Raw genomic sequence first — 24,432 nt, 5'->3', positions numbered from 1 at the left:
GGGTGCTGTGAGCAGCACCCCGTCGCACCCTGAAGAGATGAAGGCTCCGATAGTCGTCCACGGCCTCTCCCGTTCTGGCGGACGGAGAGTCGCCATCAAAGGGAAGGTCGTCGGGATCGCCCACAACGACAGCGACCTCGTCGAATTCCTGAGGCGTGCCGGGCTCGACAACGCCTGGGAACTCGTCGAAGACCCCCACTGGATCGAATGGCGCGGCGGGCGGGCGCACTGGTACGAAGCAGCGTGACGAACTTCCTCAGTTCGCTCGGCACTCCTCTCGGGCCTGACGCTGCCGTCTTGCCGCCATGACCGGCCGGGAGGTCCACCCTGAGAGCTGGCCGGCTCTCTCGACGTGGCCGGGCCGACTGCGCTCCGGTCGGCGTCTTTGTAATGCGATCACGCCCGACCCGCACAAGGAAGTACGGGCGGTGGCCCAGCCGCGCCCCTCCCCTGCCTCCGCACGGGGACAGGTCGCCTCCCTTCCCGGCGCGTCGGTCCGCTTCCCGTCCCAAACCCGCCATGGGGCCTGGAGGTACGTATGCCGCGGCCCTTGGAGCGGTCAGTTTTGGCCTGGACAGCATCCCGATCAAGGTCATCAGCGCGACCGAGGACCGCTCGGTCTCATTTCCTGGAGGACATGGGCGACCTCCCCACGGTCAGCCACGTGTCCTGGACACGCACTCGGCCACTGCGTCACGAAGACTTCCCGTGCGAGCGAGCAGTTCCCGTTGGGTCTGTGCCCCGGTCCCCCGCTCCAGTACGTCCATGAGCGCCTTTTCAGCCGAAGCGAAGTCGTGACTGTCCTCCAGCGCACTTCGAACGTGCGCGAGCAGGGCCCCGACGACATCGGCCGCGGGCTCGGGGCGCATGGTGCGGGGGTGGAGCAGTTGCCCCTCCAGTCCCGACCGGCTGGCTTGCCAGGCAGCCATACGCAGGACGCCCACTCCCGTGGGGTCCGGCGGATCGCCGGCACGCCATTCGCGTGCCGCGGTCTCGACGAGGCCGCGGACGAGCGTAGCAAGCAGCACGGTGTCGGCCGGGTACAGGCACACGTCCGCCACTCTGATCTCGATCGTCGGGTACCGGTGCGAAAGCCGCGCGTCGAAATAGATCATTCCTTCGTCACGCAGGACTCCCGTGTCGATGAGTGCCTGGACCTGTTCGTGGTAGCGCTCTGCGGAACCGAAGATCTCGACCGGTCCGGCGGAGGGCCAGCGCCCCCAGACCCTGCTCCGGTAACTGCTGTACTTGGTGTCGCTGCCTTGCCAAAACGGCGAGTTGGCGCTCAGTGCCAGCAGGACAGGCAACCATGTGCGCACCCGGTCCAGCACACCGACGCCCTCCTCGTCAGAGGACACGGAAACGTGTACGTGGCATCCGCACGTCAGCTGTTCCTGGGTGGTCTGACCGAACCTGTCAGCCAGCCAGCTGTACCGCTCACCCAGACCGATCGAGGGGCTGACCGGCAAAGGGGCCGTTGCGAGGGCCACCACAGCTGCCCCGGTCCGGGCGGCACTCTCTGCGGCCTCAGCGCGCCAGCGGCGGATTTCGTCCGCGAGTTCGCGCATCTCACTGCACGGTTCGGTGGCGAATTCCAGTTGCTGATGATGAAGCTCCGGCTCGAAGACCGAGTCTCCCTCCGACCGGCGTTGGGCGACGGCCAGCACGGCCGTCGAAAGCGCCCGGGGCTCACCGCTGGATGTGTCGACGAGCAGCAGTTCCTCCTCAACACCAACAGTCCGCACGATTGCATTCTCCCAGCAGCGGCCCACTGGCGCTTGTCATAAGTCGTCGCGTGGCGTCGCCTTGCCGCAATCGAGTGAGCAGGATCGCGAGGATGAACCGGCCCCATGGCAGCAAACCGGTCGTGACCCATGCCGAAATCACCCTGGCCGGCTTCCCGGCCGTGCCGGAGAGAGACGGAGTTCGCAGTGTGACAGCCCACTGCGGCAGCGTGGCGCACCGCCGACGCTCGTGCCGTCCCAGGCCTGCAGGCCGACTAGAAGCAAAGCTGCAGGTAGCGGCAGAGGAGTCGAGCTGTACGCCAGGTTCTGTTCGGCCCGCAGGCGTATGACAAGCCTGACGGTCGCGCTTCCGATGCCGCTCCAGCAGCGTCGAAGCTGCGTAGCCGCTCGTCACGAGCGAGCATTAGGCTGCGATGGAAAGTATGTGCGCGTCTATCTCACGTCGGAGCAGCAGGCTCAAGATCCACGTCGCGCACTGGAAGGGAACAGAGCCGTGCATGGCGAGTACAAGGTGCCCAGCGGCAAGCTTGTCGTCGTAGATCTGGACGTCGAGGAAGGCGTACTACGCAATGTGCGCGTTGCCGGGGACTTCTTCCTGGAACCCGACGAAGCAATCCTCTCGATCAACAGGGCCCTGGAGGGTGCCCCGTCCTCAACGGACGCCGCAGGCCTGGCGGCCCGGATCACGGCGGGGCTGCCGGAGTCGACCGTCATGCTCGGACTGACCGCGGAGGGCGTCGGCATCGCTGTTCGGCGAGCGCTGGCCCATGCGACCGAGTGGAGCGACTACGACTGGCAGTTGGTGCACACGGAACCACAGGCCCCGGCCCTGCACATGGCACTGGACGAGGTCCTCACCGCCGAGGTGGCCGCCGGGCGGCGGGCTCCCACGCTGCGGGTCTGGGAATGGGCCTCGCCTGCTGTGGTGATCGGCAGCTTCCAGTCGCTGCGCAACGAGGTGGACCCCGGAGGGGCGGCAAAGCACGGAGTGACCGTGGTACGCCGCATTTCTGGTGGTGGGGCCATGTTCGTAGAGCCCATGAGTACCATCACGTACTCCCTGTCCGTGCCGGAGTCGCTGGTCTCCGGCCTCTCCTTCGCCGACAGCTACGCCTACCTTGACGACTGGGTGCTGGGCGCCCTCGGCGACATGGGCATCAAGGCCTGGTACCAGCCCCTCAACGACATCGCCACCGATGCCGGAAAGATCGCCGGCGCCGCACAGAAGCGGATCGTCGGCTCTGATGGTGGCCCTGGTGCCGTCCTGCATCACGTGACGATGTCCTATGACATCGATGCGGACAAGATGCTGGAGGTGCTGCGGATCGGCAAGGAGAAGATGTCCGACAAGGGCACCAAGAGCGCCAAGAAGCGCGTCGATCCGCTCCGTCGCCAGACCGGCCTCGCCCGGGAACAGGTGATCGAGAACATGATCGCCTCCTTCCGCAACCGCTACGGGCTGACCACCGGCGCAGTCACAGTGGAAGAGATGACCCGGGCGCAGGAGCTGGTGCGGACGAAGTTCGCCACCGAGGAGTGGATTGCCCGGGTGCCTTGAGCACCCCGCCGGATGCCGTGTGGCATCCGGCGGGAGCAAGCACTCGCCCGTGATCACGCAGGCTCGTAGGGCCGGAGCCTTCCACGGCTTCGACACCTTCGCGCCACGGGCAGCTCTCAGCCAGGACGCTCGCAACGCCCGTTCCCGCCGGCTTCGGCGCGTCCTCACACAGTCCGATGCGAGCAGTGAACCTGCCTGCTGAGCAGGTTACGGCGGCCGGGCGTTGGCGCGTCAGGCACCGGCCCCAGCTACCCCCGAGGCGCTCGCGCACCCGACTCGAGGTGATGAAGCGCGCCCGGCTCGCGCTCGTTGCGCGCCACATCGGTACGCCCGCGGCATTGAACTGCCGGCGCTTGGTCAGCGCCCGCCGCCCGGCCTGACCGAGGGGGACGGCGCGGGTGGCCGGTGCTCGTACCAGCGGCGGTCGGCCTCCAGCTGGGCGGCGAGTGAGATCAGCCGTTCCTCGCTGCGGGAGGGGCCGAGCAGCTGGGCGCCGACGGGCAGCCCGTCGGAGGTGAACCCGGCCGGTACGTTGATGCCGGGCCAGCCCAGTACGTTCCAGGGCCAGGCGTACGGGCAGGCCTCGGCCATCGCCACATCGGTGCGCCAGGCGCTCAGCCCGTCGAACCTGCCGATCGGGGGCGGTGGCAAGGCGGTCGTCGGGGTGAGCAGTACGTCGTACCCGGCGCCGGCCCCGGACCTGTGGAAGAACGCGCCGATCCTGCGGTGCTGGCGCACCTCCCGCTCCCTGGCAGCGCGCACCACCCGGCCGCCCAGACGGGTGCCGGTGCGCAGGGCGCTGCGGGTGCGCGGGTCGAGGAGGGCGGGCTCGGGGTGGCGGGCGGCGAGTTCGGCGATCCCGGCGGTGGCGCGGGGGATGAAACCGAGGCCGATCAGCCCGTAGCGGGGCCTGGCCTCCTCCACGTCGTGGCCGAGGCGTGCGAGGGCCTCCGCCAGTGCGGTGACGGCCCGTCGCACATCGGGGTGGAGTGCGGAGCCGGTGAGGGTGAGCGGGGGGCGCCAGGCGAGGGCGATGCGCAGTCTGCCCGGGTCGCGGCGGGCGGCGGCCGAGGCCTCGACGGGGGGCGGGCGGTGCGGGTCGTCCGGGTGGGGTCCGGCGACCGCGTCGAGCAGCAGGGCGGCGTCGGCGACGGTCCTGGCCAGCGGCCCGTTGACGGTCAGGCCCTGGAAGGCGTCGCTCTGCGGGTGGACGGAGATCCGGCCGCGCTGCGGTTTGATGCCGACGAGGTGGGTCCAGGCTGCGGGGATACGGACGGACCCGGCGCCGTCCGAACCGAGCGCGGCGGGTACGAGCCCGGCCGCTACGGCCGCCGCGGAACCGCCGGACGAACCGCCGGGGGTGTGTCCGTTGTTCCAGGGGTTGCGGGTGGCGCCGAAGGCGGGGCCCTCGGTGAACGGCCACTGGCCCAGCTCGCAGGAGTTGCTCTTCCCGACGATCACGGCCCCGGCGGCGCGCAGTCTGCGTACGACCTCGCTGTCGGCGGTGGCGGCGGGCAGATCGCCGTCGCAGCCGAAGTAGGTCGGCATCCCGACGACGTCGGTGTCGTCCTTGACCGCGACCGGCACCCCGAGCAGGGGCAGCCGCTCCCCCGCGGCAAGCCGGCGGTCGGCCTCGGCAGCCTCGGCGAGGGCGGCCTCGGCGCGCAGGTGCCTGAAGGCGTTGAGGGTGCCCTGGCTCGCTTCGATACGGCTCAGGGCGGCGGACACCTGCTCGGTCGAGGTGGTACGGCCTTCGGCCAGCTCCCGTGCGCTGTCGGCCAGTCCGGCCGGGCCGGCCGGTTCGGTGGTTTCCACGGCTTCCGTTGAGGACATGGGCTGCCAGCTTTCCTCGCATCGGCAGGTGCGCACGCCCGCACCTGTACGCCCGCACGAACTTACCGGAGGGTAACGAGTAGTGGGCGGTCCGCTCAACCGTTCGGTGGAGTCGCGTGCCACGCCGGCCATCCGTGGGTGGACAGTGATCCGGACCGGCGGTGGGAGCGGCCGGCGGGTGCGCTCGCGGGGTTCCTGGACCGGAATGCTTCGTCGAGACGGGAATCGGTCCGGCCACCTGGGCGCGACGGTCGGTTCGACGGCTCCTCCGCCGCGCGGCCCGTCCTGGCCCGTCGTACTCTCAAAAGGATCGGATCGCACACCTGAACAGGCCCGACGGGCCCTTCGAGGGAGACGCCGTGACCGGCCAACTCATCGGCACACGCCAGGCCGCCTGGGCGGCGGTCCTCGTACTGGGGCTCACGAGCGGTGGTGTCATCGGCGGCGGTGCGGCCCGGGCGGACGACGGCATCGACACGCTCTCCGCCCAGCAGATCGCCGACCGCTCACGCGACGCGCTCCTGAGCGCCCACTCCCTGCACCTCAACATGCGAGGCGACCTCGGCAACGACAGTCCGCCGATGGCTCTGGATCTCACTTTGGACCGGGACGGCAACTGCACCGGTTCGGTGGACCTCGGCAGCAGTCAGGGGTCGGTCCGGATCGTGAAGCGCGGCAACGACGTCTGGGTCAAGCCGGATGCGGACTTCTGGAAGAACCAGGTTCCCTACGGCGGCCCGGCCTTCGCCGCAATCCTCAAGGGGCGTTACATGAAAGGCTCGGCCACCGACCCGAGGGTGCGCGAGATGGCGGACGGATGCGATCTGGACACCTTCCGGGTGCTGGTCAGCGACCACGCGAACAACGACCGGGGCACGCTGAACAAGGGCAGGAAGACCACGCTCGACGGGGTTTCGGTGATCCCGCTGACCAGGCTCAGGGACGGTCGGACGCTGACGACGTACGTCGCGGCCACGGGCACGCCGTACCCGCTGAGGCTCACGGTGCAGGGCGGTGGGGCGAACGCGATCGTGGGCTTCTCGGCTTTCGACAGGCCGGTGCCCACGGCCACACCGCCACCGGACCGGACATTCGACATCAGTGCGCTGCTGAGCCGTCCGATGGCGCCGGTATGACGCCGGACCGACGGCCGCTGAGCACCGCGTACAGCACCAGCGACGAGGCCAGCCCGACCGCCCAGCCGTAGTCCGCCAGCGGCTTGAGGATCGGGATCAGCCCGTCGGCCGGGAACGGGCCCGTGCCGGGGGCCGAGTGGGAGCCTCCGATCGCCAGGATGCCGCCGACGGCGAACGCGACGACCGCCCGCCAGTTCCAGCCGTTCGCGTACCAGTAACGGCCGCCGGGCCGGTAGAGGTCCGCGAGGTCGAGCACGGTGCGGCGGACGATCCAGTAGTCGGCGATCAGGATGCCCGCGACCGTACCGAGCAGTCCGCCGACCAGGCCGAGCCAGGTGAAGATGTACAGCTCCGGGGTCTCGGTGAGTTTCCACGGCATGATGAGAACGCCGACGACACCCGTGATCAGGGCGCCCATACGGAAGTTGATGAACTTGGGGGCGAGGTTCGCCAGGTCGTACGCGGGTGACACGACGTTCGCCGCGATGTTCACGGAGACCGTCGCGACCAGCACCGTCACCAGGGCGTAGAGCAACCCGAAGACGTCGTCGGTCCTGGCGACGAGCTGGACCGGGTCCCAGATCGCCTCCCCGTACACGACCTGTGAGCCGGAGGTGACCAGGACCGAGAGGAGAGCGAAGAGCGTCATCGTGGTCGGCAGGCCGAGCGACTGGCCCCGGATCTGGGCGCGTTGGCCGGCCCCGAAGCGGGTGAAGTCGGGGATGTTCAGCGAGAGCGTGGCCCAGAAGGCGATCATGCCCATCAGGGAGGGGAAGAAGACCGGCCAGAACTCCTTGCCCCAGCCGAGCTGGGAGGGCTGGTCGAGCAGCGGGCCGAAGCCGCCGGCCTTGACGGCGACCCAGACCAGCAGCACCACGGCACCGACGATGACGAACGGGGCCGCCCAGTTCTCGAACCGCCGCAGGGTGTCCATCCCCCGGTAAATGATGGCGAGTTCGAGCGCCCAGAAGAGGATGAAGCAGAGCCAGAGCGTCCACGGCTGCCCGCCGATCCGGGACGCCTCGGCCCATCCGCCGAAGATCTTCCCGAGCAGGGTGAAGATGCCGACGCCGCCGATCCAGGTCTGGATGCCGAACCAGGCACAGGCCACCGCGGCCCGGATCAGCGCGGGCAGATTGGCACCGCGCAGGCCGAAGGAGGCGCGGGCCAGAACGGGAAAGGGGATGCCGTACTTGGGTCCGGCATGCCCGGTGAGCAGCATCGGGCCGAGCACGATCAGGTTGGCCAGCGCGATGGTGAGGACGGCCTGCTTCCAGTCCATGCCGAGGGCCACCAGGCCGGAGGCGAGCAGCCAGGACGGGATGTTGTGGGCCATGCCGACCCAGAGCGCGGCGAAGTTGTACGTCGTCCAGCGGCGCCGTTCCAGCGGTACGGGCAGCAGGTCCTCATTGGCGAATCGGCTGTCGGTGGGAACGGCGCCGGGGGCGAGTTCGATGCGGCCCGACGGGTCGGGTATCCGGTTCTGCGGTGGGAGGGGTGGGGTGGGTGGGACGGTGGATGTCATGGCGGTGGGCCCTTCGCTCGGGAACGGTGCCGTGCGGGGCGGGGCGCGGGGGTGCGTGCCACCCATGGGGCGTACAAGCGTGGGTGCGTACCCCCATGGGGACTCACCGGCGTGGGGCGGGCGGGTCAGGTGGACAGGGCGGGGATGATCTGTGAGCCGTAGGCGTCGATCGTCGCCTCGCGTGCATCGTGCATGTTGTAGACGGCGAACTGGTCGACGCCCAGGTCGCGCAGGGCCCGGAGCTTCTCGATGTGCGCCTCGGCGGGGCCGAGCAGGCAGAACCGGTCGACGATCTCGTCCGGTACGAACGTCGTGTCGGGGTTTCCGGCGCGGCCGTGGTGGCTGTAGTCGTAGCCGGACCGCCCGGCGATGTACGCGGTCAGAGCCTCGGGGACGAGTCCGGAGTGCTCGCCGTACCGGGAGACAAGGTCCGCGACATGGTTGCCGACCATGCCGCCGAACCAGCGGCACTGCTCGCGGGCGTGGTCGAGGTCGTCGCTCACATAGGCGGGGGCGGCGACGCAGATGGTCACGGAGTCCGGGTCACGGCCCGCCTGTGCCGCCGCATCCCGTACTGCTTTGATCATCCACTCCGTGAGGAACGGGTCGGCGAGCTGAAGGATGAACCCGTCGGCCTTCTGCCCGGCGAGGGCGAGCGCCTTCGGGCCGTACGCGCCCATCCAGACCGGCAGGCGGCCGCCCTTCACCCAGGGGATCTGGACGGGCTGCCCGTCGACGGTGGCCTCCCGCCCCTCGGCGAGGTCGCGGATGACGTCGATGGCCTCGCCCAGGCGGGCCAGGGTGTTGGGCTTGCGTCCTGCGACGCGCATGGCCGAGTCGCCCCGCCCGATGCCGCACACGGTGCGGTTGCCGAACATGTCGTTGAGGGTGGCGAAGGTGGAGGCGGTGACCTCCCAGGTGCGGGTGCCCGGGTTGGTGACCATGGGGCCGACGACGAGGTGTTCGGTGTGCTCGAGGATCTGGCTGTAGATGACGAACGGCTCCTGCCAGAGCACCGCCGAGTCGAAGGTCCAGCCGTAGCGGAAGCCGTTGCGTTCGGCGCGGCGCATCAGGCCGACGACGGCCGAAGCGGGCGGGTCGGTCTGGAGGACGAGTCCGAAGTCCATGACGGGTGCTCCTAAAGGGCAGTGGTCGGTGGAGACGGCCTGGAGTTCGTTGTTCCTGAGACCCCGCCAGAGCGCTTCCTGGTGTTCCTCGGGCGCAGGGGGGTGGAGCAGACGTATTTCACGCCCTCGAAGTCCGGCTCGGCGAGGTTGTCCGTGGAGAGGAAGAGGTACTGCGGACAGGTCTCGCCGAAGACCGGAAGCCCCTTGTGGCGGGCGGCGGCGACCTCGGCGACGGCCTCGTCCGCGGAGACGTGCACGACATACAGGGGGGATCCGGCGACGCGGGCCAGCTCCACGGCGCGGTGGGTGGCTTCGGCCTCCAGCGCCACCTTGCGGACGTCGCCGTGGTGGCGCGGGTCGGTGCGGCCCTCTGCGAGGGCCCGCTCGACGAGGACGTCGATGGCGATGCCGTTCTCCGCGTGCATCATGATCAGGCCGCCGTTGTGGGAGACCCGTTGCATGGCGCGCAGGATCTGGCCGTCGTCGCTGCAGAAGACACCGGGGTAGGCCATGAACAGCTTGAAACGCGTGCGGGCGCGCCCTCGGACATCGTGACGTCTCCCCCGGCGACACCGCGCTTCGCGGGGCCGCCCAGGCGCGGGTCGAAGGTACCTGTGATGCAAAGGTCCGGCAGACCGTAAAGGGGCGGAACCGGTGTGCCGTCGTAGTCGCCCAGTGCGCATACCGCCCTCTCCCAAGCTCCGGTCTTCAGGTACTCAAGGGCACGCTGGTAGAGGCTCTGTGGGCGCTGCCCTGGAGTGACGTGCTCCGGCAGATCTTTCCACATGAGGCCGTGCCGAACCCGTACAACAACGCCTCGAACGCGAGTCGCGGGGGGACAATCCTGGACTGCTTCCTGGGTCTTGGGAAGAGGTCCTCCACAGATGCCCACTGTTCATCCGTGAGCGTCGGCGGCACCATGCGCGTGTGCTCCTGGAACCAGGCTTCGAAGGGGCAGCCGACGTCACGGGGGGCATCAAGGCAACGGGCAGCCGAGTCCACACCTGTGTGCGCGACTCCCGACCACCTCCGCCACCCGCCAGAGGCACCTCGGATCGCAGCGAACCCGGCCGAGCGGTCGGGTAGTTGGTGGTTGCCGAGCGCGAAGCCGAGAAACGGGCAACGGCCGCCCAAATACGGTCGGCACCCTTGACAGGGAATGGAGTTCCGCCACTATCCTTGCGGGCAGAATATTGGTCTAGACCTCTTGGAGCCCTGATGGGAAGACGCGTTATCGCTCTGAGCGCATGTCTCGCACTTGCAAGTTCCATGGTCTCCGGCGCGCTGGCTCAGGGCCCCGTGGCCTTTGCCGCATCACCGCAGCAGGACCCGTCTGCCACCGCCGAACCGCTGCCGCCCGTCTCCCCCACGCCCCAGTCGCTCACCCGCTCCGGCCGCGATGCCACCGTGACCGGCCGTGTGCTCCTCGTCGCCGACGACGCCACGGACGCGGCAGCGCGTGACCGCCTCGTCCGCGAGCTCAGGAAGCACGGCTCCGACCGGGTCGACATCGTCACGCCCGGCAACGTCCCCCAGGCCGCCGCCGGCCTGCTCACCGTGCGGATCGGCCCGGCCGCCCGGCCGGACATTGCCGAGGCGCTCGGCGACGTGGCTGCCCCGGACCGCGCCGAGGGTTACGCCCTGCGGGTCGACGCCAGTGAGCAGGGCGCGCAGATCGCCCTGGGCGGTCACGACGCCACCGGCCAGTTCTACGCCGTACAGACGCTCCATCAGCTCTTCGTCCGCGGCAACGACGGCTGGAAGATCGCCGGCGCGCAGGCCGCCGACTTCCCGTCGATGCCGCTGCGCGGCACGATCGAGGGCTTCTACGGTCAGCCCTGGACGCACGCCGAGCGGCTGGATCAGATGGACTTCTACGGCGACGTCAAGGCCAACACCTACATCTACGCGCCCAAGGACGACCCCTACCACCGCGACAAGTGGCGCGACCCCTATCCCACCGACAAACTCGCCGAACTGGGCGAGCTGGTGAACCGGGCCACCGCGAACCACGTCCGCTTCACCTTCGCCGTCTCACCCGGCGGCTCGATCTGCTACTCCGACCCCGACGACCGCAAGGCCCTCAAGGCCAAGCTCCAGGCCCTCTACGACTTGGGCACCCGGTCCTTCTCCATCCCGCTGGACGACATCAGCTACACCAGATGGAACTGCGCGGCCGACCAAGCGGCGTACGGCCAACCGGGACGCACCGCAGCTGCGAAGGCCCAGGTCGACCTGCTCAACGACCTCCAGCAGAACTTCATCGCCACCCACGAGCGCGCCCGCCCGCTCCAGATGGTGCCGACCGAGTACGGCGACCTGACCGACACCACCTACAAACAGACGATGCGGGCCACCCTCGACCCCGCGGTCGTGGTCATGTGGACCGGTACCGACGTCGTACCGCCCGCGATCACCAACGAGCAGGCCGACGGCGCCTCCAAGCTCTTCGGCCGCAAGGTCTTCGTCTGGGACAACTACCCGGTCAACGACTACGGCAACACCAGCGGTCGGCTGCTGCTCGCCCCCTACGACAAGCGCGAGGCGGGCCTGTCCAGCCACCTCTCGGGCATCGTCGCCAACCCGATGAACCAGCCGTACGCCAGCAAGATCGCGGTCTTCGGCGCCGCGGACTTCACCTGGAACGACAAGGCGTACGACGCGAAGGCGAACTGGGCGCGCGCCATGGCCTACCTCGCGGGAGGTGACCGCCGGGCCACCGACGCGCTCCTCGTCTTCGCCGACCTGGAACACCTGGCCCCGACCTTCGGCACCACCCCCTGGCAGTCCCAGGCACCCGAACTCACCAGCCGGATAGCCGAGTTCTGGAAGGCATGGGACGCGGGCGACCGCACCGATTCCGTCAAGGCGCTGCGCACCTACGCGAACGAAATCGAGGCCGCCCCGGCCGCTATCCGCGCCGGGTCGGTGGAGCAGGGCTTCGCCGCCGATGCCAAGCCCTGGCTTGACGCCACCCAGCTGTGGGGCATGTCGATGGTGAAGACACTGGACGCGCTCGCAGCCCGGCAGGCCGGTGACAAGGAGAAGGCCGAGGCGCTGCTCGCCGACTCCGAGGCTCTGCAGAAGCAGGCCCGAGCCGTACGGGTCGATCCGGCGCGCAACACCTGGGGCAAGGCCCAGCCCAAGGTCGGCGACGGGGTACTCGACTCCTTCCTCATCCAGGCGGACATCCGGCTCCAGCTGTGGGATACCGCGGGCGGCTCGGAGAACCTCGCACTGAAGGGCACGGCGAGCGCATCCAGCGTCGAGCAGAACCTCGACCGGCTCTCGGCCCGGTACGTCAACGACGCTCAGCTCGGCACCCGTTGGGCATCCGGCTACAGCGACAACGAGTGGGTCCAGGTGAAGCTCGCCGCCCCCGCCAAGGTCGCAGCGGTAACCCTCGCCTGGGAGGGCGCCTGCGCGACGGAGTACCAGATCCAGACCTCCCTGGACGGGACGAACTGGACCGAGGCGGCCACCCAGCACCCCGACAGCTGCGGCAATGACGTGATCAAGATCAACTCCGACAGCGCGGTGCAGTATGTCCGAATGCAGGGCGTTCAGCGGAAGACGACCTGGGGCTACTCGGTCCACGAGATGGGCATCTACGGCTCGCCCGTGGCGTGATCCGGCGGTAGCCGCCAAGGCGTAGTCAAGAGGCAGGAGGGCGGACCGCCCAACGCGGACCGCCCTTTTGTCACCTCGTGATCCGTCGCCGGCGCCGCGGTGTGCGCAGCAGGGGCGGCGGCCGGTCTGGCCTTCACCCGGCTGCTCCGCGCGGAACTCCCGCGCTTGGTCAGGTCGGTGCGAGTGCTGGTGTACCGCGGTGGCAGGTGGGGCAGGCGCCGGTCCAGGCCGGCAGCCGCTACTACAACACCCCGGAGAAGATCGCCCAACGTATTGAACGAGGGATTTCGCCGCGAGACATCTCAGTTCGCGAACTGACAGATTCCTCGCGGCAGATACGCCCCGTGCCCCGCGTGGCCCACATACGTGCGCTTTTCGATCACCGGAACACCTCGTGACAGCACCGTCTCTACCCGCCCCGTCACCTGTTTGCCTTCGTAGGCCGAGTAGTCGACGTTCATGTGATGCGCCTCGGCGGACATGACGTGCTCAGCATGCGGGTCGTAGATGACGATATCGGCATCAGCCCCCGGAGCGATCGTGCCCTTCTTCGGATACAAGCCGAACATCCGGGCCGGCGCCGCGCAGGCGATCTCAATCCAACGACGGCGGCTGATATGCCCGTCCACCACGGCCTGGTGCAGCAGTTCCATGCGATTCTCGACACCCGGCATGCCATTCGGAATCTTCGAGAAGTCACCACGACCCATCTCCTTCTGTCCCTTGAAGCAGAACGGGCAATGGTCCGTGGAAACCACCTGCAGATCATTCGTCCGCAGCCCACGCCACAGCGCTGCCTGATGCTCTTTCGGACGCAGCGGGGTGGAACAGACATACTTCGCGCCTTCGAATTCAGGCTCTGCCAGGTTATCGGTCGAAAGGAAGAGGTACTGCGGGCAGGTCTCGCCGAAAACCGGAAGGCCCTCGTCCCGAGCCCGCGCCAATTCGGCGACGGCCTCCTGCGCCGACACGTGCACCACGTAGAGAGGAGACCCCGCCACCTGGCTCAGCTTGATCACTCGATGCGTCGCCTCCGCCTCAAGGAGTGCCTTCCGGACTTCACCGTGGTAGCGAGGGTCCCTCTCACCACGTGCCAGCGCCTGCTCCACCAGCACGTCGATGGCGAGACCATTCTCCGCATGCGTCATCACCAGCCCGCCATTCGAGCCGGCGCGCTGCATGGCCCGAAGAATCTGACCGTCGTCGGAGAGAAAGACCCCCGGATACGCGGTGAAGAGCTTGAACGAAGTGACGCCGGCCGAGACGAGCGTATCCATTTCCTTGAGCGAGGACTCGTTCACATCGGACATGATCATATGGAACGCGTAGTCGATCGCGCACTTTCCATCCGCTTTCTCATGCCACGCGTCGAGCCCTTCACCAAGCGATCCGCCCTTGGACTGGATAGCGAAATCAATGATGGTCGTCGTGCCACCCCAGGCCGCGGCCCGAGTTCCGGTCTCGAAGGTGTCGGAAGCGAACGTGCCGCCGAACGGCATCTCCATATGCGTGTGGGCGTCGACACCGCCTGGGATCACGTACTTCCCCGCAGCGTCGATGACATGATCGGTCGTCCACTCATGACTGTCGTGGGTGGCCATGGCCACGACACGGCCACCGTCTACAAGCACGTCGACGTGCAACTCGTCGGAGGCCGTGATGACCAGGCCACCGGTGATCAGAGTGCGTGCCATAGCTTCTGCTCCATCTACGTCGGATACGGGGTACTCACTCATGAGCCGTTCTGCATGCCCGATGCGCCCGATGGGGCGCCGTCGACGGGACCGGTAGGGCGATTCCGCCCTACCGCTTGGCCGAGATAGGCGCGTTCCTGCAGGTCAGGCACCTACTCGGGCTGAACATCCCTGGTCACGCGAGCCAATGAAACGTGTGCGAGTGCGCCCTCCGGCATCGTGACGTTTCCATCGACCACTTCGCGTCTCGGGGGGCTGCTGAGGCGCGGGGCGAAGGTGCCTGTGATGTCGAGGTCCGGCAGCCCGTACAGGGGTGGAACCAGTGTGCCGTCGTAGTCGCCCAGTGCTCATACCGCCCTCTCCCAAACTCCGGCCTTCAGGTACTCAAGCGCACGCTGGTAGAGGCTCTGGGGGCGCTGCCCTGGAGTGATGTGCTCCGGCAGGTCCTTCCACATCAGGCCGTGCCGAACCTTGTACAGCGATGCCTCGAACGCGAGTCGCAGGGGGATAATCCTGGACTGCTTCTTGGGCCTTGGGAAGAGGTCCTCTACGCGCGCCTACTGCCCTGTGTCGATGCGGAGTTGAGCATGCTGAGCCAGCTCTTTGCCACGGTCCCAGGTCAACGAGCGGCGCAGGTGTTCGGGCAGTGCAGTGATCGTGGACGCGTTCGCGTCCTCCACGGCCCGGCGCCACGGGCGGCCCGGCGGCCCCATCTCGACGTTGTAGCGGGCCAATGCCCAGCCACCGGGGTTCTGGGCGACCCCGCGCAGATGCAGATACGTGCCAGTCAACCGGTTGCCCGCCGCTTTGGCGTCCCTCGGTCCTCCAGCCGCGTCCTGCCATGCGAAACGTGCGGCCAGACCAGACGTGCCTTCGATGCGCGGGATCGGCCGCACCTCCCCTACCGCCAAGGACTCGAACGAGTGCTCTGCCCAGGAGATGTCTTGATGTCACCAGCGATCACGATCCTCGTATCGAGAACGCGTTCGAGGATGTCGGCAAGCTCGGTGGTCTGCGGCCCCGAGACAACGTAGGAGCCCAGCCTAAATGTCGACGTCAGTCACGGCGTCATCTCCGCCCTCTCTGCCTCCTGGAGGAAGTTACGTCCTCGTCCTCGTATTCGCCTTCCTCTTCTTCTTCGTCCTCGTAGTCGGCGCCCTGCTCGTCCTCGGGCCCGTAGTCCTCGTAGTCCTCGTCGCCCTCGTCCTCGGGCTCCTCGCCTTCTGTGTCCTCCTGCTCAGCAGCCTCTTCTTCCACGGCTTCTTCGTGAGACACGACGACTTCGCCATCCCTGATTTCGCCGCGCCAGCCCTCGGGATCTTCCTGGGCGAGGGTGACGTATCGCTGAAAGTTTTTGAAGTCGAGTCGCATTCGGCGTCCTTGGGCGCGCCACAGGTTGCCTGTCTTCTCGAAGAACCCGGACGGGTAGTACTCCACGACCAGGACGATTCGAGTCAGGCTGGGGGCCAACTCATGGAAGCTGACCGCGCCACGGGTAGTGCCCTTGGCGCCCTCGGACGTCCATACGATGCGGTCGTCGGGAATCTGTTCCTGGACAGTTGCTTTGAAGCTGCGCGAGGAAGGGCCGACTTTAACCTTCCAGTCACTGGACATCTCATCGCTCTTCGAGACGTCGCGAACGCCCTTGGCGAAACTGCTGAACTGGTCGTACTGCGTCCAGTAGTCGTACGCGACACGCAGGGGCACTCCCACATCGAGAACCTCGATGATGTTCATGACCTTGCCACCGCTCGACTTGCGTTTACCCTTTCCGCTGCCGAACGCTCCCTTGACCTTCCCCGCGACGTTTTCCTTGAGGCCCTTGGCTTTTTCCCCGACGAATGCCCTCAGGGGGGATTCGCCCTGGAGTATGCGGGAGCCGATCGCAGGAAGCGATCCGGTCGCGGCTACATCGGTGAGCTGTCCCGTGACGTCGGTCAGTTTGTCGCCCGCCTTCTCGGCGAGTCTCTCCACTTGCGCAGTGAGGAAGTTGGACAGCTCTTCGCGAAGTCGATCCGCACCTGACTCTTCCACTGCGGGCTGCTCACTTTCCGTCCTGGTCATGACTGGCTACCTCCGACGATCTGCTCGCTTGGATGCTGCTCGCTTCGCCGACGTCGTCTTCCGAGCCGCCGCCTTCTTCGCCGGAGCCTCCTTCCGAGCCGCCGCCTTCTTCGCCGGAGCCTCCTTCCGAGCCGCCGCCTTCTTCGCCGGAGCCGCCTTCCGAGCCGCCGCCTTCTTCGCCGGAGCCGCCTTCCGAGCCGCCGCCTTCTTCGCTGTCCGAGACTTCTCTTCCTGGGCGGCAGGGGCCTTCTTGCGTGCCCTGCGGCGCTTCGGCTCTTCCGGCTCTTCCTCTTCCTCTTCCTCGTATTCTTCCTCTGGCTGTCCCTCCTCCTCCTCTTCCGGCTCCTCCTCTATCCCTTCCTCTTCCTCGTACTCCGCGCCTTCCTCTTCCGGCTCGTATTCTTCCTCTTCCTCGCCTCCCTCTTCCTCCTCCTCGTGCTGCTTCCCGCCGAGCCGGGCCGTACGGTCACTGAGGGCACCGGCCAGCGAACTCATGCCGCGGTCGGCGGCGGCCGTCACTGCCTTTCGGCCCGCGTCGAGGACTTGCCCTTTCAGCTGCTCCTGCAGATCGGCGAACTGGGGAATCTCGCCGAGTCTGCGCATCCCCTCGGCGGCAAGCTGTCGGGGTTCGAGGCCGAATCGTCTGCCTGCCAGATAGGTTGCAATGGTCAGCGCCAGCCGGCCCTTCTTCGTCCGGCCCAGCACATAGCCGCCCACTACTGCGGCCGCAAGGGTCACCTTGGATGTGTCATCCATGAGTACGTCACCTTCGATCGTTCGACGTGGGGCTGTTGTGCAGCATGTAGCCGGACGAGCAGCCGTTCCTCATCTCGTTTGAGCAGGGCAGCGTGGCCGCGAGACGCAGCTCGGCGTGTTCACGGTGCGCGTCGGCAATGCGCTCCGCCACGCTTCGGAAGTTCTCGCTGTCGCAGCGGTTGACAAGGAAAGACGTGTTGAGCACGCATCCCCAAGCATCCGGTCCGCTGGCCACCACACGGACCATGGGTGTGAGCTCGCGGAGACTCGCCGCCTGGCTTCGGCGGCCCTGCTCTCAAGACCAGCCGCCACGGCTTCGCCCAGCCGGAGGCTGGCTTCACACCTGGGACGTCGACGTGATTCCAGCAGCAGCTGCCGAACCTTCTTGTCCCCGCGACGAGACTTGCATGTGCGTTTTGTGCCGGACGTGCCGTGACGTTGGCCTCGATGCCAACGGTCAGTTGACCGCGTACGGTCTCCTCGGCCGGAACGACTATCCCGAACCGCATGGGCGGGACCAGGCCCTCATCCGAAAGGCGCAGCAAAAGAACTCGGTGAGCCGACTTCGGACAGGCTTCGTTGACGACTGCGGCAACCTGCCCGTGCCGGATCGTCCGCAGAGGGACAGCCGGGCTGCCCACGCCGCCGACGTTCCTCAATAGCGGTCGCAGGCATGGGGAGTCGTCCTTCTGGTAATTGAACAATCCTGGATCACTTATCCCCGGCGGACGCCCGCCGCCAGTGGCGGACCCTGCGGTACTCCATGAGTTCGAGCTGTACCTCGTAGGAGGCAAGAAGGCTCGTTGTGTCTGGAATCCGGGGAAGCTCAAGGACGTCCACGAAGACGCACCAACCGTCCTTGAGACACGTCTCACCACCGATACGCCCCCCATGGGAGGGTCGATCGAACTAGTCAAGCTCCGGCAGGCAGCACGGGCACCATGCTGCGCTCGACGCATAAATGGCATGCGGCGAGCCGCTGTCGTCAAGGATTTCCCGGCGCGCGGCCGACGTTCTTCTGCCATGAATTCAAGTCTGATCCGTATCGGGCGAATCGCACCTTGAACGGAGCCATCGGGCGCTCCTGCCGGGGTGGGCCGTCGTGTGGTGATCGATGTTTTGGCGATGTAAGACGACGGCGCACGGGCCCAACGCTTTTCATGGCTGCGGACTCCAGGCACAGGTCGTACGGTCTCAGTGCCGGCCGGGTGCACGAAGGGCTGTTCCACGGCTGTGGTCGCGGTGTACGCGAGGCGCCCACCCAGGGCAAGGACGGGACTCCGCGTACAACTGCGGCGCGCGACGTTGATCCCAGGAGCACCACTCTCATCGTCGCCTGAATGAGCGGGGGCGGAACGGACAGACCGGCATGCCGATGCCTCGCTGCCCGTTGGAGCAGGCCCTCTTGGTCTGTCGCTCACCCCGCGTCCCGGGGGCATTCCTCGACGACTTCCGCAAGTCGCCACAGCATGCTGCGGCGTCGGATCTGCGCAAGGGCTTCGGGAACTGTGGTTGTGGAGTCTCCCTCCCGGTCCGTGCAGCGGGTGCTCTGCGCGCGGCACGTCGAGGCGACGGACCGTCGTGCATCCGCAGAACTCCTTCGGACCCAGACGCACCCTGCATTTAATCGACGATCCGAGTCCCGGCCGACGCCCGTTGCCGGGGCGGAGTCGAAGGTCCCCACCAGCCAGTCCGCATACCGGCTCTCGTCCTCCAGCACCGCCCAGAGGACGGGCGGTTCCCGCTCGATGAGCTGTTGACGCACGGCCGTGTGCGCTCCAATCCGGGTCGCTGAATCTCCGAGCCCGGTAGCGATTTGCGGACCGCACCATATCCGCGGAGAACGCAATAGCCGAGTGCACGGGGAGCCGGAACAAGCAGCCCTACCAGTAATGCCGTCGACCGCCCACCCCATGCCCGACCGCACCCAGGATCCAGAGAACGATGCCGATCGCGACGAGCACGATACCGATGGTCCACAGGATCGATATGCCGGCCACCAGGCCGATGACCAGCAGAATGACGCCGAGGATGATCATGACGTCCTCCATTCTCGCAGGTCTTTTCAGTATGCGCCTCACACATACACACGGCGATGCAGGCCAGGAAATGGCCACGGGGAGCACGGCTGGTCGTGGACGTGGGTGAATCCCGTCAGCAGGACAATCTCAGTGATCGTCTGGTGTGTAGCGAGTGGCGGGTATGCCGACAAATTCGGTTACTGAGCGTAACGGATGAGAGTACTAGTGGTGTCCATCGCAAGGCTTCACGCAAGGCAAGATTGTCGCCGTCCGGCAGCAACAACGACGCGCAGCATAGGCAGCAGATATGCCCGAAGACGGGCGACGTCCCAGCAGCCCCAAGGGAATGGAGCAGCGCGCCACCGGAGCGTCCCCGCCGGCGCTTCTCCGGCAGCTGGGCCTGAGCAATGCGAGCGGTTTCAACTTGATCGTCCGCGGTCATCGCGAATCTCCCCCGGGTTCCACCGGCTTCCGGCCAGCAGCCTCCGCAGCCCGTCGGGCATGCGGTGACCCGCGAATTCTGCGCCGTCAGCCGCCTTTCCGGCCGACTGGGCCCAGCAGGCCCCGCACGTAGTCCCGCATCCGCGGTCGCGGATCGAAGCGCGAGGATTTCGCGCCGACCCGCACCAAATGGCCCTCAATTCCTTCCGCCCACAAGCCAGTTCCAAGCTCTCGATCACCCCGAAAGCCGCCCTGCCTGAGGCAGCACCCGTAATCCCATCGTTCGAATGACAGACACGTCGATCCCGCACCTGACACAACATCAGGCAACGACATTGAAAAACAAACCCATGGCCCGGCACCAAGAGGCCTGACATACCACCGGGACATCGCGACCGCTCAGGCATGCTGATTCGCCGCGCCGAGGACGGGTTGACGCAGAGGAAGGGCTCTGCTCCGCACAGTGCAGGACGTTACTCACTGGCAGTTATGAGAGCACACAGCCCGGTAAGGCTCAGGGTGGGCCTGCGGCACGGTTGTCGCCGGCGTTGACAGAGCCGCGCTGGGGAGCCCGAGATGCGGTCAGCCCAGGCCGTATATCATGAAGTGGCGCGTCGTGAATGTGGCGCGGGCAGCGTGTCGTCTCCGATTCCGGAGAGGGAACATGGCCGCAGGCGAAGAACACGAGACGCAGCGCGTCCGGCGTCCGTCCAGCAAGCAGAGCGCCAGGAAAACCAGTGTTGGACGGACCGTGAGCCGAACGAGCGAAACGAAGCGCACGGCCCGCCGGGTTTCGGCCCCTCGGGCTATGCGGAATGCGACTGAGCAGCTCCAGGAGCTTTTGGGACGAGCCCCCGAGTCCGTCTCGGCAGTGAAGCCGACGGAGGACGGCTGGCAGGCGGACGTGGAAGTGTTGGAGCTGGAACGTGTCCCCATGACTACCAGCGTGATGGCGACCTATCGGGTGATGCTGGACGAGGAAGGCGAACTGGTGGCGTACGAGCGTACTCGTCGATACACCCGAGGGCAGATCGACCGGCCTAGCTAGGGTCTGGGCTGCTACCGCAGCACCGTTCGCAAGACGAACGGAATGCACGCCCCGGACCAGGCGTAAGCCGCTGAGAGGAGGCACCATGACTGTGGTGCCGCAAGGCGGAGGAACCATTTCCAGGGGCGGAGGAGGGTCCGGGAACCTCTACGACGTCCTTGATCTGATTCTGGACCGCGGCCTGGTCATCGACGTGTTTGTGCGTGTGTCGCTGGTAGGCATCGAGATCCTCAAGATCGACGCCCGCATCGTGGTGGCGAGCGTGGACACCTATTTGCGCTTCGCAGAGGCCTGTAACCGCATCGACCTGGAGGAGGGTCGCAAGGCGCCCTCCCAGCTGACCGACCTGGTCGGCGAGGTGACCGAAGGCGGAGCGCATGGCAAGGCCAAGGGAGCTCTCAGCGGGGCCGCAGAGGTGGTGACCGAGGCCCTCAAGGGAGGGCATGAGGAGGAGGAGGAAGAGGAGCCCGAGAGGCGGGAGCGGCCGAGGCGTCGGCCTGCCGCCCGGCGCCGGAAGGAGTGAGCCATGGCCGTATACGTCTACTCCATTGTCGCGACAACTCATCCGCAGCGTCTCGCCGACCTCGACGGGGTGGGGAACCCGCCCTCGACACTCCGCACGGTGCGTACCAAAGAGCTGTCCGCGGTCATCAGCGACGCCCCCGAGGAGCTACGGCCCAAACGCCGCGACCTCGGCGCGCACCAGGCCGTCCAGGAGCGGCTGATGGCCGACGGCACGGTTCTACCAATGCAGTTCGGCTTCACCGCCACGGACGACAACGCCGTACGAGCGGTGCTGGAGGACCGTACGGACGAGTTCACCGAACGGTTGCGGGCGCTGGAGGGCTGCGTCGAATACCACCTGAAGGCCGCCCAGGACGAGAATGCGCTGCTGCGGCAGATCCTTCAAGAGTCCGACGAGGCGCGCGGGCTCAACGAGGAGATCAGAAGCGGCAACGGCAGCCCGGAACTGCCGCTCGCCCTCGGGGAACTGGTCTCCCAGGAAGTGCAGGCGCGGCAGGATCAGCTCGCCGACGGAGTCCTCGATGCGTTGCGCGGTTTCGCGCGGGAGGAACGCTCGTCGCAGGCGACCGGGAACGACTTCCTGAGCGTGTCCTTCCTGGTGGAGCGGGACAACGAGAAGAGCTTCCTCAGCGCGGAGCAGGATCTCGCCAAGGAGCTGGGTGAGGACTTCGATATTCGGCTGCTCGGCCCACTGCCCGCCTACAGCTTCGTCTAAGGAGGCCTCATGGGACTGTTGACTCAACTCGCCACTCTGCCACTGGCGCCGGTGCGCGGCGTGGCCTGGGTCATCGAGCGCGTCGTCGAGACCGCGGAGAACGAGTACTACGACCCCGCACCCGTCGAGCGGGAACTCGCCGAGCTCGAGCGGGCGCTGCTGGCGGGAGACATCGACGAGGAAACCTTCGACCGGCGCGAGGACGAGCTGCTGGACCGACTGGACGAGATCAGGGCCCATGTCCAGGGCACCGATACATGATCGCGGCAGCCGCCGCGGAGACGGAGCGCCGCCGCGCGCTCCCGTCGCAACGCCGGGAACCCGGGATAGAGGTGCAACGCCGTGAACCAACCCGTCGCCAGGAGGATGGGCGACTTCCCGTCCAGGGCCGGCCCCTACGGCGGTCAGGGCTCCTCGGCCAATCTCGCCGACATCCTGGAGCGGGTCCTGGACAAGGGCATCGTCATCGCGGGCGATATCCAGATCAACCTGCTGGATATCGAACTGCTCACCATCAAGCTGCGCCTGCTGGTCGCATCGGTGGACAAGGCGAAGGAGATGGGCATCGATTGGTGGGAGCACGACCCTGCGCTGTCCTCACGCGCCAGCGATGGCTACCGCTCACTCGCCCAGGAGAACAAGCGGCTGCGCGCCGAGATCGAGGCCATGCGCGAGGGCGGTGAGCTGCCCCCGGGCGTCGACGAGGAAAGCCGCCCTGCCGCCCGCCGCCGCACCGCACGTACATCACGCACCAAACGGGCCGAGCCGCAGAAGCGGGATGAGTCATGACCGAGGTCATCACCTACGCCTACGCCGTGGCGCGGGACGCCGACGGAGTTCTGGAAGAGGAGCTGGCCGGGCTCCCCGGAGTGGCGGACGCGCCGGTGCACCTGGTGCACACAGGGCACTGCGGTGACGTGGTGGTCGCAGTCAGCCCGGTGCCCGCACAGGACTTCCATGAGGCCGCGCTGCGCGCGCACCTCGAAGACCTGGACTGGCTGGAGTCGGTCGCCCGCGCACATCACCGGGTGATCGAGGCTCTGGCCGCGCGCACCACCGTCCTGCCGCTCCGGCTGGCCACCGTGTACCTCGACGACGAGCGGGTGGGGCAGATGCTCGATGCCCGCCGGGAAGCCTTCGCCGAGCGGCTGTCCGACCTGGCCGCACAGGTGGAATGGGGCGTCAAGATCTACGTCGAAGCGCCCGCGGCCAGCGAAAGCCCGGCAGAGCCGTCCGCAGAGCCGGACCTGAGCCCCGGGCGTGCCTATCTCAGCCACCGCAGAGCGCAGCGCCACGCCCGCGAAGACGCCTACCGGGACGCCCAACAGGCGGCCCGGTGTGTCGAGGACGCAGCGCGTGACGTGGCCGTTGACCGGGTCCAGCACCGGACTCAGCAAGGCGAACTCGCCCGCGGGCCGGGAGAGAACGTCGTCAACGACGCCTACCTCGTGCCGCTGGCGCACTCCGAACGGTTCCGGGCCGAAGTCATGCAGGCCGCCGAGGGACTTCCAGGGATACGCATCGAGGTCACCGGACCCTGGGCGCCCTACTCCTTCGCCACGCCCGCCGAAGCCGAATCCTTGAAGAGAGCCGCGCCGTGAGGGCGGACGGCGGGCCGTTGGCCGCGGCAGAAGAGCCGCTGCCGGACCGGCAGATCGCGCTGATCGACCTGTTGGACCGGCTGCTGAGCGGAGGTGTGGTCCTCACCGGTGACGTCGTACTCTCCATCGCAGATATCGATCTTGTACGCATCTCGCTGCGTGCGCTGATCGTCTCCATCAGCGAACAGAACCCCTCCCCGTGGCCCGCCCTGGCACCCCCTGCGAGGCGGCCATGACAGATGAAACCCACCGGCCCAGCAATCGCTTCGACGAGGTCGCCGACGCGGCGGCCCGCGCCTTCCGTCTGCTGCCCGCCGCCCCGCAGGACGTCCTGCCGCCGAGCGGCTCGAAGGCGCAGGGAACCACACATCGGGTGACCACCGACCCCGACACGGTGGAACGGGACCTGATCAAGCTCGTTCTCACCATCGTCGAGCTGCTGCGACAGCTCATGGAACGCCAGGCACTGCAGCGGGTCGACGCCGGAGACCTCACCGAGGAACAGGAGGAGCGGCTGGGGGCCACACTCATGATTCTCCACGAGCGTATGGTGGAACTGTGCGCACGGTACGACCTCTCCATGCAAGACCTCAATCTGGATCTCGGGCCTCTCGGCACGTTGCTGCCACCGTCCGAATAGCAGTCGGCCGAACCCCCGCTTGCTCGACCGAAGGCCCATAAAGGAGCACGACATGGGCATCAGAAAGAAGACCAAGAACATCGGCGAGACAGCCGAAGGGAAAGCCAAGGAAACGCTCGGGAAGGCCGTCGGTAACGAAAGCCTGGAAAGCAAAGGAAAGGCCGAAAAGACCAAGGGGAAACTGAAGTACGCCGTGGAGAAGGGCAAGGACAGGTTCCGGCACTGAAAGACACGCTCAGGCACTATCAGTCACGGCCCCGCCGTCGCACTCCGTGCGCCGACGGGGCCGGCGCCGTTCGTACCCAGGTAGTCGTTCGCCTGTGCTTGGGAATAGAGTGCCGCGCTTTCGGCTCTCCGCCGCTGCGGGTCGGCT

23 protein-coding genes and 3 pseudogenes are annotated in these 24,432 nt (G+C 67.2%); 13 read left to right on the top strand and 13 right to left on the bottom strand.

Annotation, left to right across the window (positions count from 1 at the left end):
• Positions 1–37 precede the first annotated feature (37 nt).
• Positions 38–247, top strand: coding sequence for a hypothetical protein (locus ACZ3IC_RS10795; protein ID WP_467414756.1), 210 nt, complete (start codon positions 38–40; stop codon positions 245–247).
• A 409-nt stretch (positions 248–656) separates the two neighbouring features.
• On the opposite strand, the gene ACZ3IC_RS10790 is transcribed toward ACZ3IC_RS10795, so the two are convergent.
• Positions 657–1,745, bottom strand: a complete 1,089-nt coding sequence (locus ACZ3IC_RS10790; RefSeq protein ID WP_467414709.1) for a glutamate--cysteine ligase 2 — start codon at positions 1,743–1,745, stop codon at positions 657–659.
• Between the two features lie 493 nt (positions 1,746–2,238).
• On the opposite strand from ACZ3IC_RS10790, the gene ACZ3IC_RS10785 reads away from it, so the two are divergent.
• Entirely contained in the window at positions 2,239–3,303 is a 1,065-nt protein-coding gene (locus tag ACZ3IC_RS10785) for a lipoate--protein ligase family protein (protein ID WP_467414707.1), read from the top strand.
• Positions 3,304–3,660: 357 nt separating this feature from the next.
• On the opposite strand, the gene ACZ3IC_RS10780 is transcribed toward ACZ3IC_RS10785, so the two are convergent.
• On the bottom strand, positions 3,661–5,136 hold the full coding sequence (locus ACZ3IC_RS10780; protein WP_467414705.1) for an amidase: 1,476 nt from the start codon (positions 5,134–5,136) through the stop codon (positions 3,661–3,663).
• A gap of 359 nt (positions 5,137–5,495) precedes the next feature.
• On the opposite strand from ACZ3IC_RS10780, the gene ACZ3IC_RS10775 reads away from it, so the two are divergent.
• Entirely contained in the window at positions 5,496–6,272 is a 777-nt protein-coding gene (locus tag ACZ3IC_RS10775) for a hypothetical protein (protein ID WP_467414704.1), read from the top strand.
• Here ACZ3IC_RS10775 and ACZ3IC_RS10770 read toward each other — a convergent pair.
• From ACZ3IC_RS10770 to ACZ3IC_RS10760, 3 genes and pseudogenes are all read right to left on the bottom strand, one after another.
• On the bottom strand, positions 6,235–7,797 hold the full coding sequence (locus tag ACZ3IC_RS10770) for an NCS1 family nucleobase:cation symporter-1 (protein ID WP_467414701.1): 1,563 nt from the start codon (positions 7,795–7,797) through the stop codon (positions 6,235–6,237). The genes ACZ3IC_RS10775 and ACZ3IC_RS10770 overlap by 38 nt on opposite strands.
• 125 nt (positions 7,798–7,922) lie before the next feature.
• Positions 7,923–8,924: a TIGR03842 family LLM class F420-dependent oxidoreductase gene (locus ACZ3IC_RS10765; RefSeq protein WP_467414755.1), complete on the bottom strand. Its 1,002-nt coding sequence runs from the start codon at positions 8,922–8,924 to the stop codon at positions 7,923–7,925.
• Between the two features lie 15 nt (positions 8,925–8,939).
• Positions 8,940–9,454, bottom strand: a pseudogene (locus ACZ3IC_RS10760) (amidohydrolase family protein); the annotation flags it as partial.
• Positions 9,455–10,142: 688 nt separating this feature from the next.
• On the opposite strand from ACZ3IC_RS10760, the gene ACZ3IC_RS10755 reads away from it, so the two are divergent.
• Positions 10,143–12,554 carry a beta-N-acetylglucosaminidase domain-containing protein gene (locus tag ACZ3IC_RS10755; RefSeq protein WP_467414699.1) on the top strand — a complete coding sequence of 804 codons (2,412 nt, stop codon included), beginning with the start codon at positions 10,143–10,145 and terminating at the stop codon, positions 12,552–12,554.
• Positions 12,555–12,856: 302 nt separating this feature from the next.
• On the opposite strand, the gene hydA is transcribed toward ACZ3IC_RS10755, so the two are convergent.
• The 8 genes and pseudogenes from hydA to ACZ3IC_RS10715 form a co-directional block, all read right to left on the bottom strand.
• Positions 12,857–14,248, bottom strand: a complete 1,392-nt coding sequence (hydA, locus tag ACZ3IC_RS10750; RefSeq protein WP_467414696.1) for a dihydropyrimidinase — start codon at positions 14,246–14,248, stop codon at positions 12,857–12,859.
• A 347-nt stretch (positions 14,249–14,595) separates the two neighbouring features.
• Positions 14,596–14,793 (bottom strand): annotated as a pseudogene (locus ACZ3IC_RS10745) (transposase); the annotation flags it as partial.
• Positions 14,794–14,811: 18 nt separating this feature from the next.
• Positions 14,812–14,931, bottom strand: a pseudogene (locus tag ACZ3IC_RS10740) (IS30 family transposase); the annotation flags it as partial.
• Between the two features lie 385 nt (positions 14,932–15,316).
• On the bottom strand, positions 15,317–16,312 hold the full coding sequence (locus ACZ3IC_RS10735) for an SRPBCC family protein (protein WP_467414695.1): 996 nt from the start codon (positions 16,310–16,312) through the stop codon (positions 15,317–15,319).
• 6 nt (positions 16,313–16,318) lie between these two features.
• Positions 16,319–17,068, bottom strand: a complete 750-nt coding sequence (locus tag ACZ3IC_RS10730) for a histone protein (protein WP_467414694.1) — start codon at positions 17,066–17,068, stop codon at positions 16,319–16,321.
• A gap of 7 nt (positions 17,069–17,075) precedes the next feature.
• Positions 17,076–17,303: a hypothetical protein gene (locus ACZ3IC_RS10725; RefSeq protein ID WP_467414692.1), complete on the bottom strand. Its 228-nt coding sequence runs from the start codon at positions 17,301–17,303 to the stop codon at positions 17,076–17,078.
• A 476-nt stretch (positions 17,304–17,779) separates the two neighbouring features.
• A complete protein-coding gene (gvpO, locus tag ACZ3IC_RS10720; RefSeq protein ID WP_467414690.1) occupies positions 17,780–17,908 on the bottom strand; it encodes a gas vesicle protein GvpO in 129 nt (42 codons plus the stop codon).
• Between the two features lie 1,043 nt (positions 17,909–18,951).
• A complete protein-coding gene (locus tag ACZ3IC_RS10715; RefSeq protein WP_383059705.1) occupies positions 18,952–19,107 on the bottom strand; it encodes a DUF6131 family protein in 156 nt (51 codons plus the stop codon).
• A 1,087-nt stretch (positions 19,108–20,194) separates the two neighbouring features.
• On the opposite strand from ACZ3IC_RS10715, the gene ACZ3IC_RS10710 reads away from it, so the two are divergent.
• The 9 genes from ACZ3IC_RS10710 to ACZ3IC_RS10670 all read left to right on the top strand — a co-directional run bounded on the left by ACZ3IC_RS10710 (position 20,195) and on the right by ACZ3IC_RS10670 (position 24,285).
• Complete coding sequence (locus ACZ3IC_RS10710) at positions 20,195–20,578, top strand: gas vesicle protein GvpO (protein WP_467414687.1); 384 nt, start codon at positions 20,195–20,197, stop codon at positions 20,576–20,578.
• Positions 20,579–20,663: 85 nt separating this feature from the next.
• Complete coding sequence (locus ACZ3IC_RS10705; RefSeq protein WP_467414686.1) at positions 20,664–21,101, top strand: gas vesicle structural protein GvpA; 438 nt, start codon at positions 20,664–20,666, stop codon at positions 21,099–21,101.
• 3 nt (positions 21,102–21,104) lie between these two features.
• Entirely contained in the window at positions 21,105–21,818 is a 714-nt protein-coding gene (locus ACZ3IC_RS10700) for a GvpL/GvpF family gas vesicle protein (RefSeq protein ID WP_467414684.1), read from the top strand.
• 9 nt (positions 21,819–21,827) lie between these two features.
• The gene (locus ACZ3IC_RS10695; protein ID WP_467414681.1) at positions 21,828–22,079 is read left to right on the top strand and encodes a gas vesicle protein GvpG; all 252 of its coding nucleotides are present in this window, start codon (positions 21,828–21,830) and stop codon (positions 22,077–22,079) included.
• Between the two features lie 105 nt (positions 22,080–22,184).
• Entirely contained in the window at positions 22,185–22,607 is a 423-nt protein-coding gene (locus tag ACZ3IC_RS10690; RefSeq protein ID WP_467414752.1) for a gas vesicle protein, read from the top strand.
• A complete protein-coding gene (locus tag ACZ3IC_RS10685; protein WP_467414679.1) occupies positions 22,604–23,419 on the top strand; it encodes a GvpL/GvpF family gas vesicle protein in 816 nt (271 codons plus the stop codon). Before ACZ3IC_RS10690 ends, ACZ3IC_RS10685 begins: the two co-directional genes overlap by 4 nt.
• Positions 23,416–23,655, top strand: coding sequence for a gas vesicle protein (locus ACZ3IC_RS10680; RefSeq protein ID WP_467414677.1), 240 nt, complete (start codon positions 23,416–23,418; stop codon positions 23,653–23,655). Before ACZ3IC_RS10685 ends, ACZ3IC_RS10680 begins: the two co-directional genes overlap by 4 nt.
• Positions 23,652–24,059 carry a gas vesicle protein K gene (locus ACZ3IC_RS10675; RefSeq protein ID WP_467414676.1) on the top strand — a complete coding sequence of 136 codons (408 nt, stop codon included), beginning with the start codon at positions 23,652–23,654 and terminating at the stop codon, positions 24,057–24,059. Before ACZ3IC_RS10680 ends, ACZ3IC_RS10675 begins: the two co-directional genes overlap by 4 nt.
• Before the next feature lie 52 nt (positions 24,060–24,111).
• A complete protein-coding gene (locus ACZ3IC_RS10670; protein ID WP_467414675.1) occupies positions 24,112–24,285 on the top strand; it encodes a CsbD family protein in 174 nt (57 codons plus the stop codon).
• The last annotated feature ends 147 nt before the right edge of the window (positions 24,286–24,432 follow it).

The sequence above is a fragment of the Streptomyces sp. NPDC002958 genome, assembly GCF_055563255.1.
The sequence above is the reverse complement of the archived record's forward strand: the minus strand, read 5'-3'. Positions and strand labels throughout refer to the sequence as shown.

Excerpts from the sequence above, each read along its gene's own strand:
- ACZ3IC_RS10670 (WP_467414675.1), top strand. The coding sequence starts at position 24,112 with ATGGGCATCAGAAAGAAGACCAAGAACATCGGCGAGACAGCCGAAGGG.
- ACZ3IC_RS10685 (WP_467414679.1), top strand. The coding sequence starts at position 22,604 with ATGACCGAGGTCATCACCTACGCCTACGCCGTGGCGCGGGACGCCGAC.
- ACZ3IC_RS10695 (WP_467414681.1), top strand. The coding sequence starts at position 21,828 with ATGGGACTGTTGACTCAACTCGCCACTCTGCCACTGGCGCCGGTGCGC.
- ACZ3IC_RS10735 (WP_467414695.1), bottom strand. The coding sequence starts at position 16,312 with ATGACCAGGACGGAAAGTGAGCAGCCCGCAGTGGAAGAGTCAGGTGCG.
- ACZ3IC_RS10765 (WP_467414755.1), bottom strand. The coding sequence starts at position 8,924 with ATGGACTTCGGACTCGTCCTCCAGACCGACCCGCCCGCTTCGGCCGTC.
- hydA (WP_467414696.1), bottom strand. The coding sequence starts at position 14,248 with ATGGCACGCACTCTGATCACCGGTGGCCTGGTCATCACGGCCTCCGAC.
- ACZ3IC_RS10730 (WP_467414694.1), bottom strand. The coding sequence starts at position 17,068 with ATGGATGACACATCCAAGGTGACCCTTGCGGCCGCAGTAGTGGGCGGC.
- ACZ3IC_RS10795 (WP_467414756.1), top strand. The coding sequence starts at position 38 with ATGAAGGCTCCGATAGTCGTCCACGGCCTCTCCCGTTCTGGCGGACGG.
- ACZ3IC_RS10675 (WP_467414676.1), top strand. The coding sequence starts at position 23,652 with ATGACAGATGAAACCCACCGGCCCAGCAATCGCTTCGACGAGGTCGCC.
- ACZ3IC_RS10690 (WP_467414752.1), top strand. The coding sequence starts at position 22,185 with ATGGGCGACTTCCCGTCCAGGGCCGGCCCCTACGGCGGTCAGGGCTCC.
- ACZ3IC_RS10715 (WP_383059705.1), bottom strand. The coding sequence starts at position 19,107 with ATGATCATCCTCGGCGTCATTCTGCTGGTCATCGGCCTGGTGGCCGGC.
- ACZ3IC_RS10710 (WP_467414687.1), top strand. The coding sequence starts at position 20,195 with ATGGCCGCAGGCGAAGAACACGAGACGCAGCGCGTCCGGCGTCCGTCC.
- ACZ3IC_RS10780 (WP_467414705.1), bottom strand. The coding sequence starts at position 5,136 with ATGTCCTCAACGGAAGCCGTGGAAACCACCGAACCGGCCGGCCCGGCC.
- ACZ3IC_RS10705 (WP_467414686.1), top strand. The coding sequence starts at position 20,664 with ATGACTGTGGTGCCGCAAGGCGGAGGAACCATTTCCAGGGGCGGAGGA.
- ACZ3IC_RS10755 (WP_467414699.1), top strand. The coding sequence starts at position 10,143 with ATGGGAAGACGCGTTATCGCTCTGAGCGCATGTCTCGCACTTGCAAGT.
- ACZ3IC_RS10700 (WP_467414684.1), top strand. The coding sequence starts at position 21,105 with ATGGCCGTATACGTCTACTCCATTGTCGCGACAACTCATCCGCAGCGT.
- ACZ3IC_RS10770 (WP_467414701.1), bottom strand. The coding sequence starts at position 7,797 with ATGACATCCACCGTCCCACCCACCCCACCCCTCCCACCGCAGAACCGG.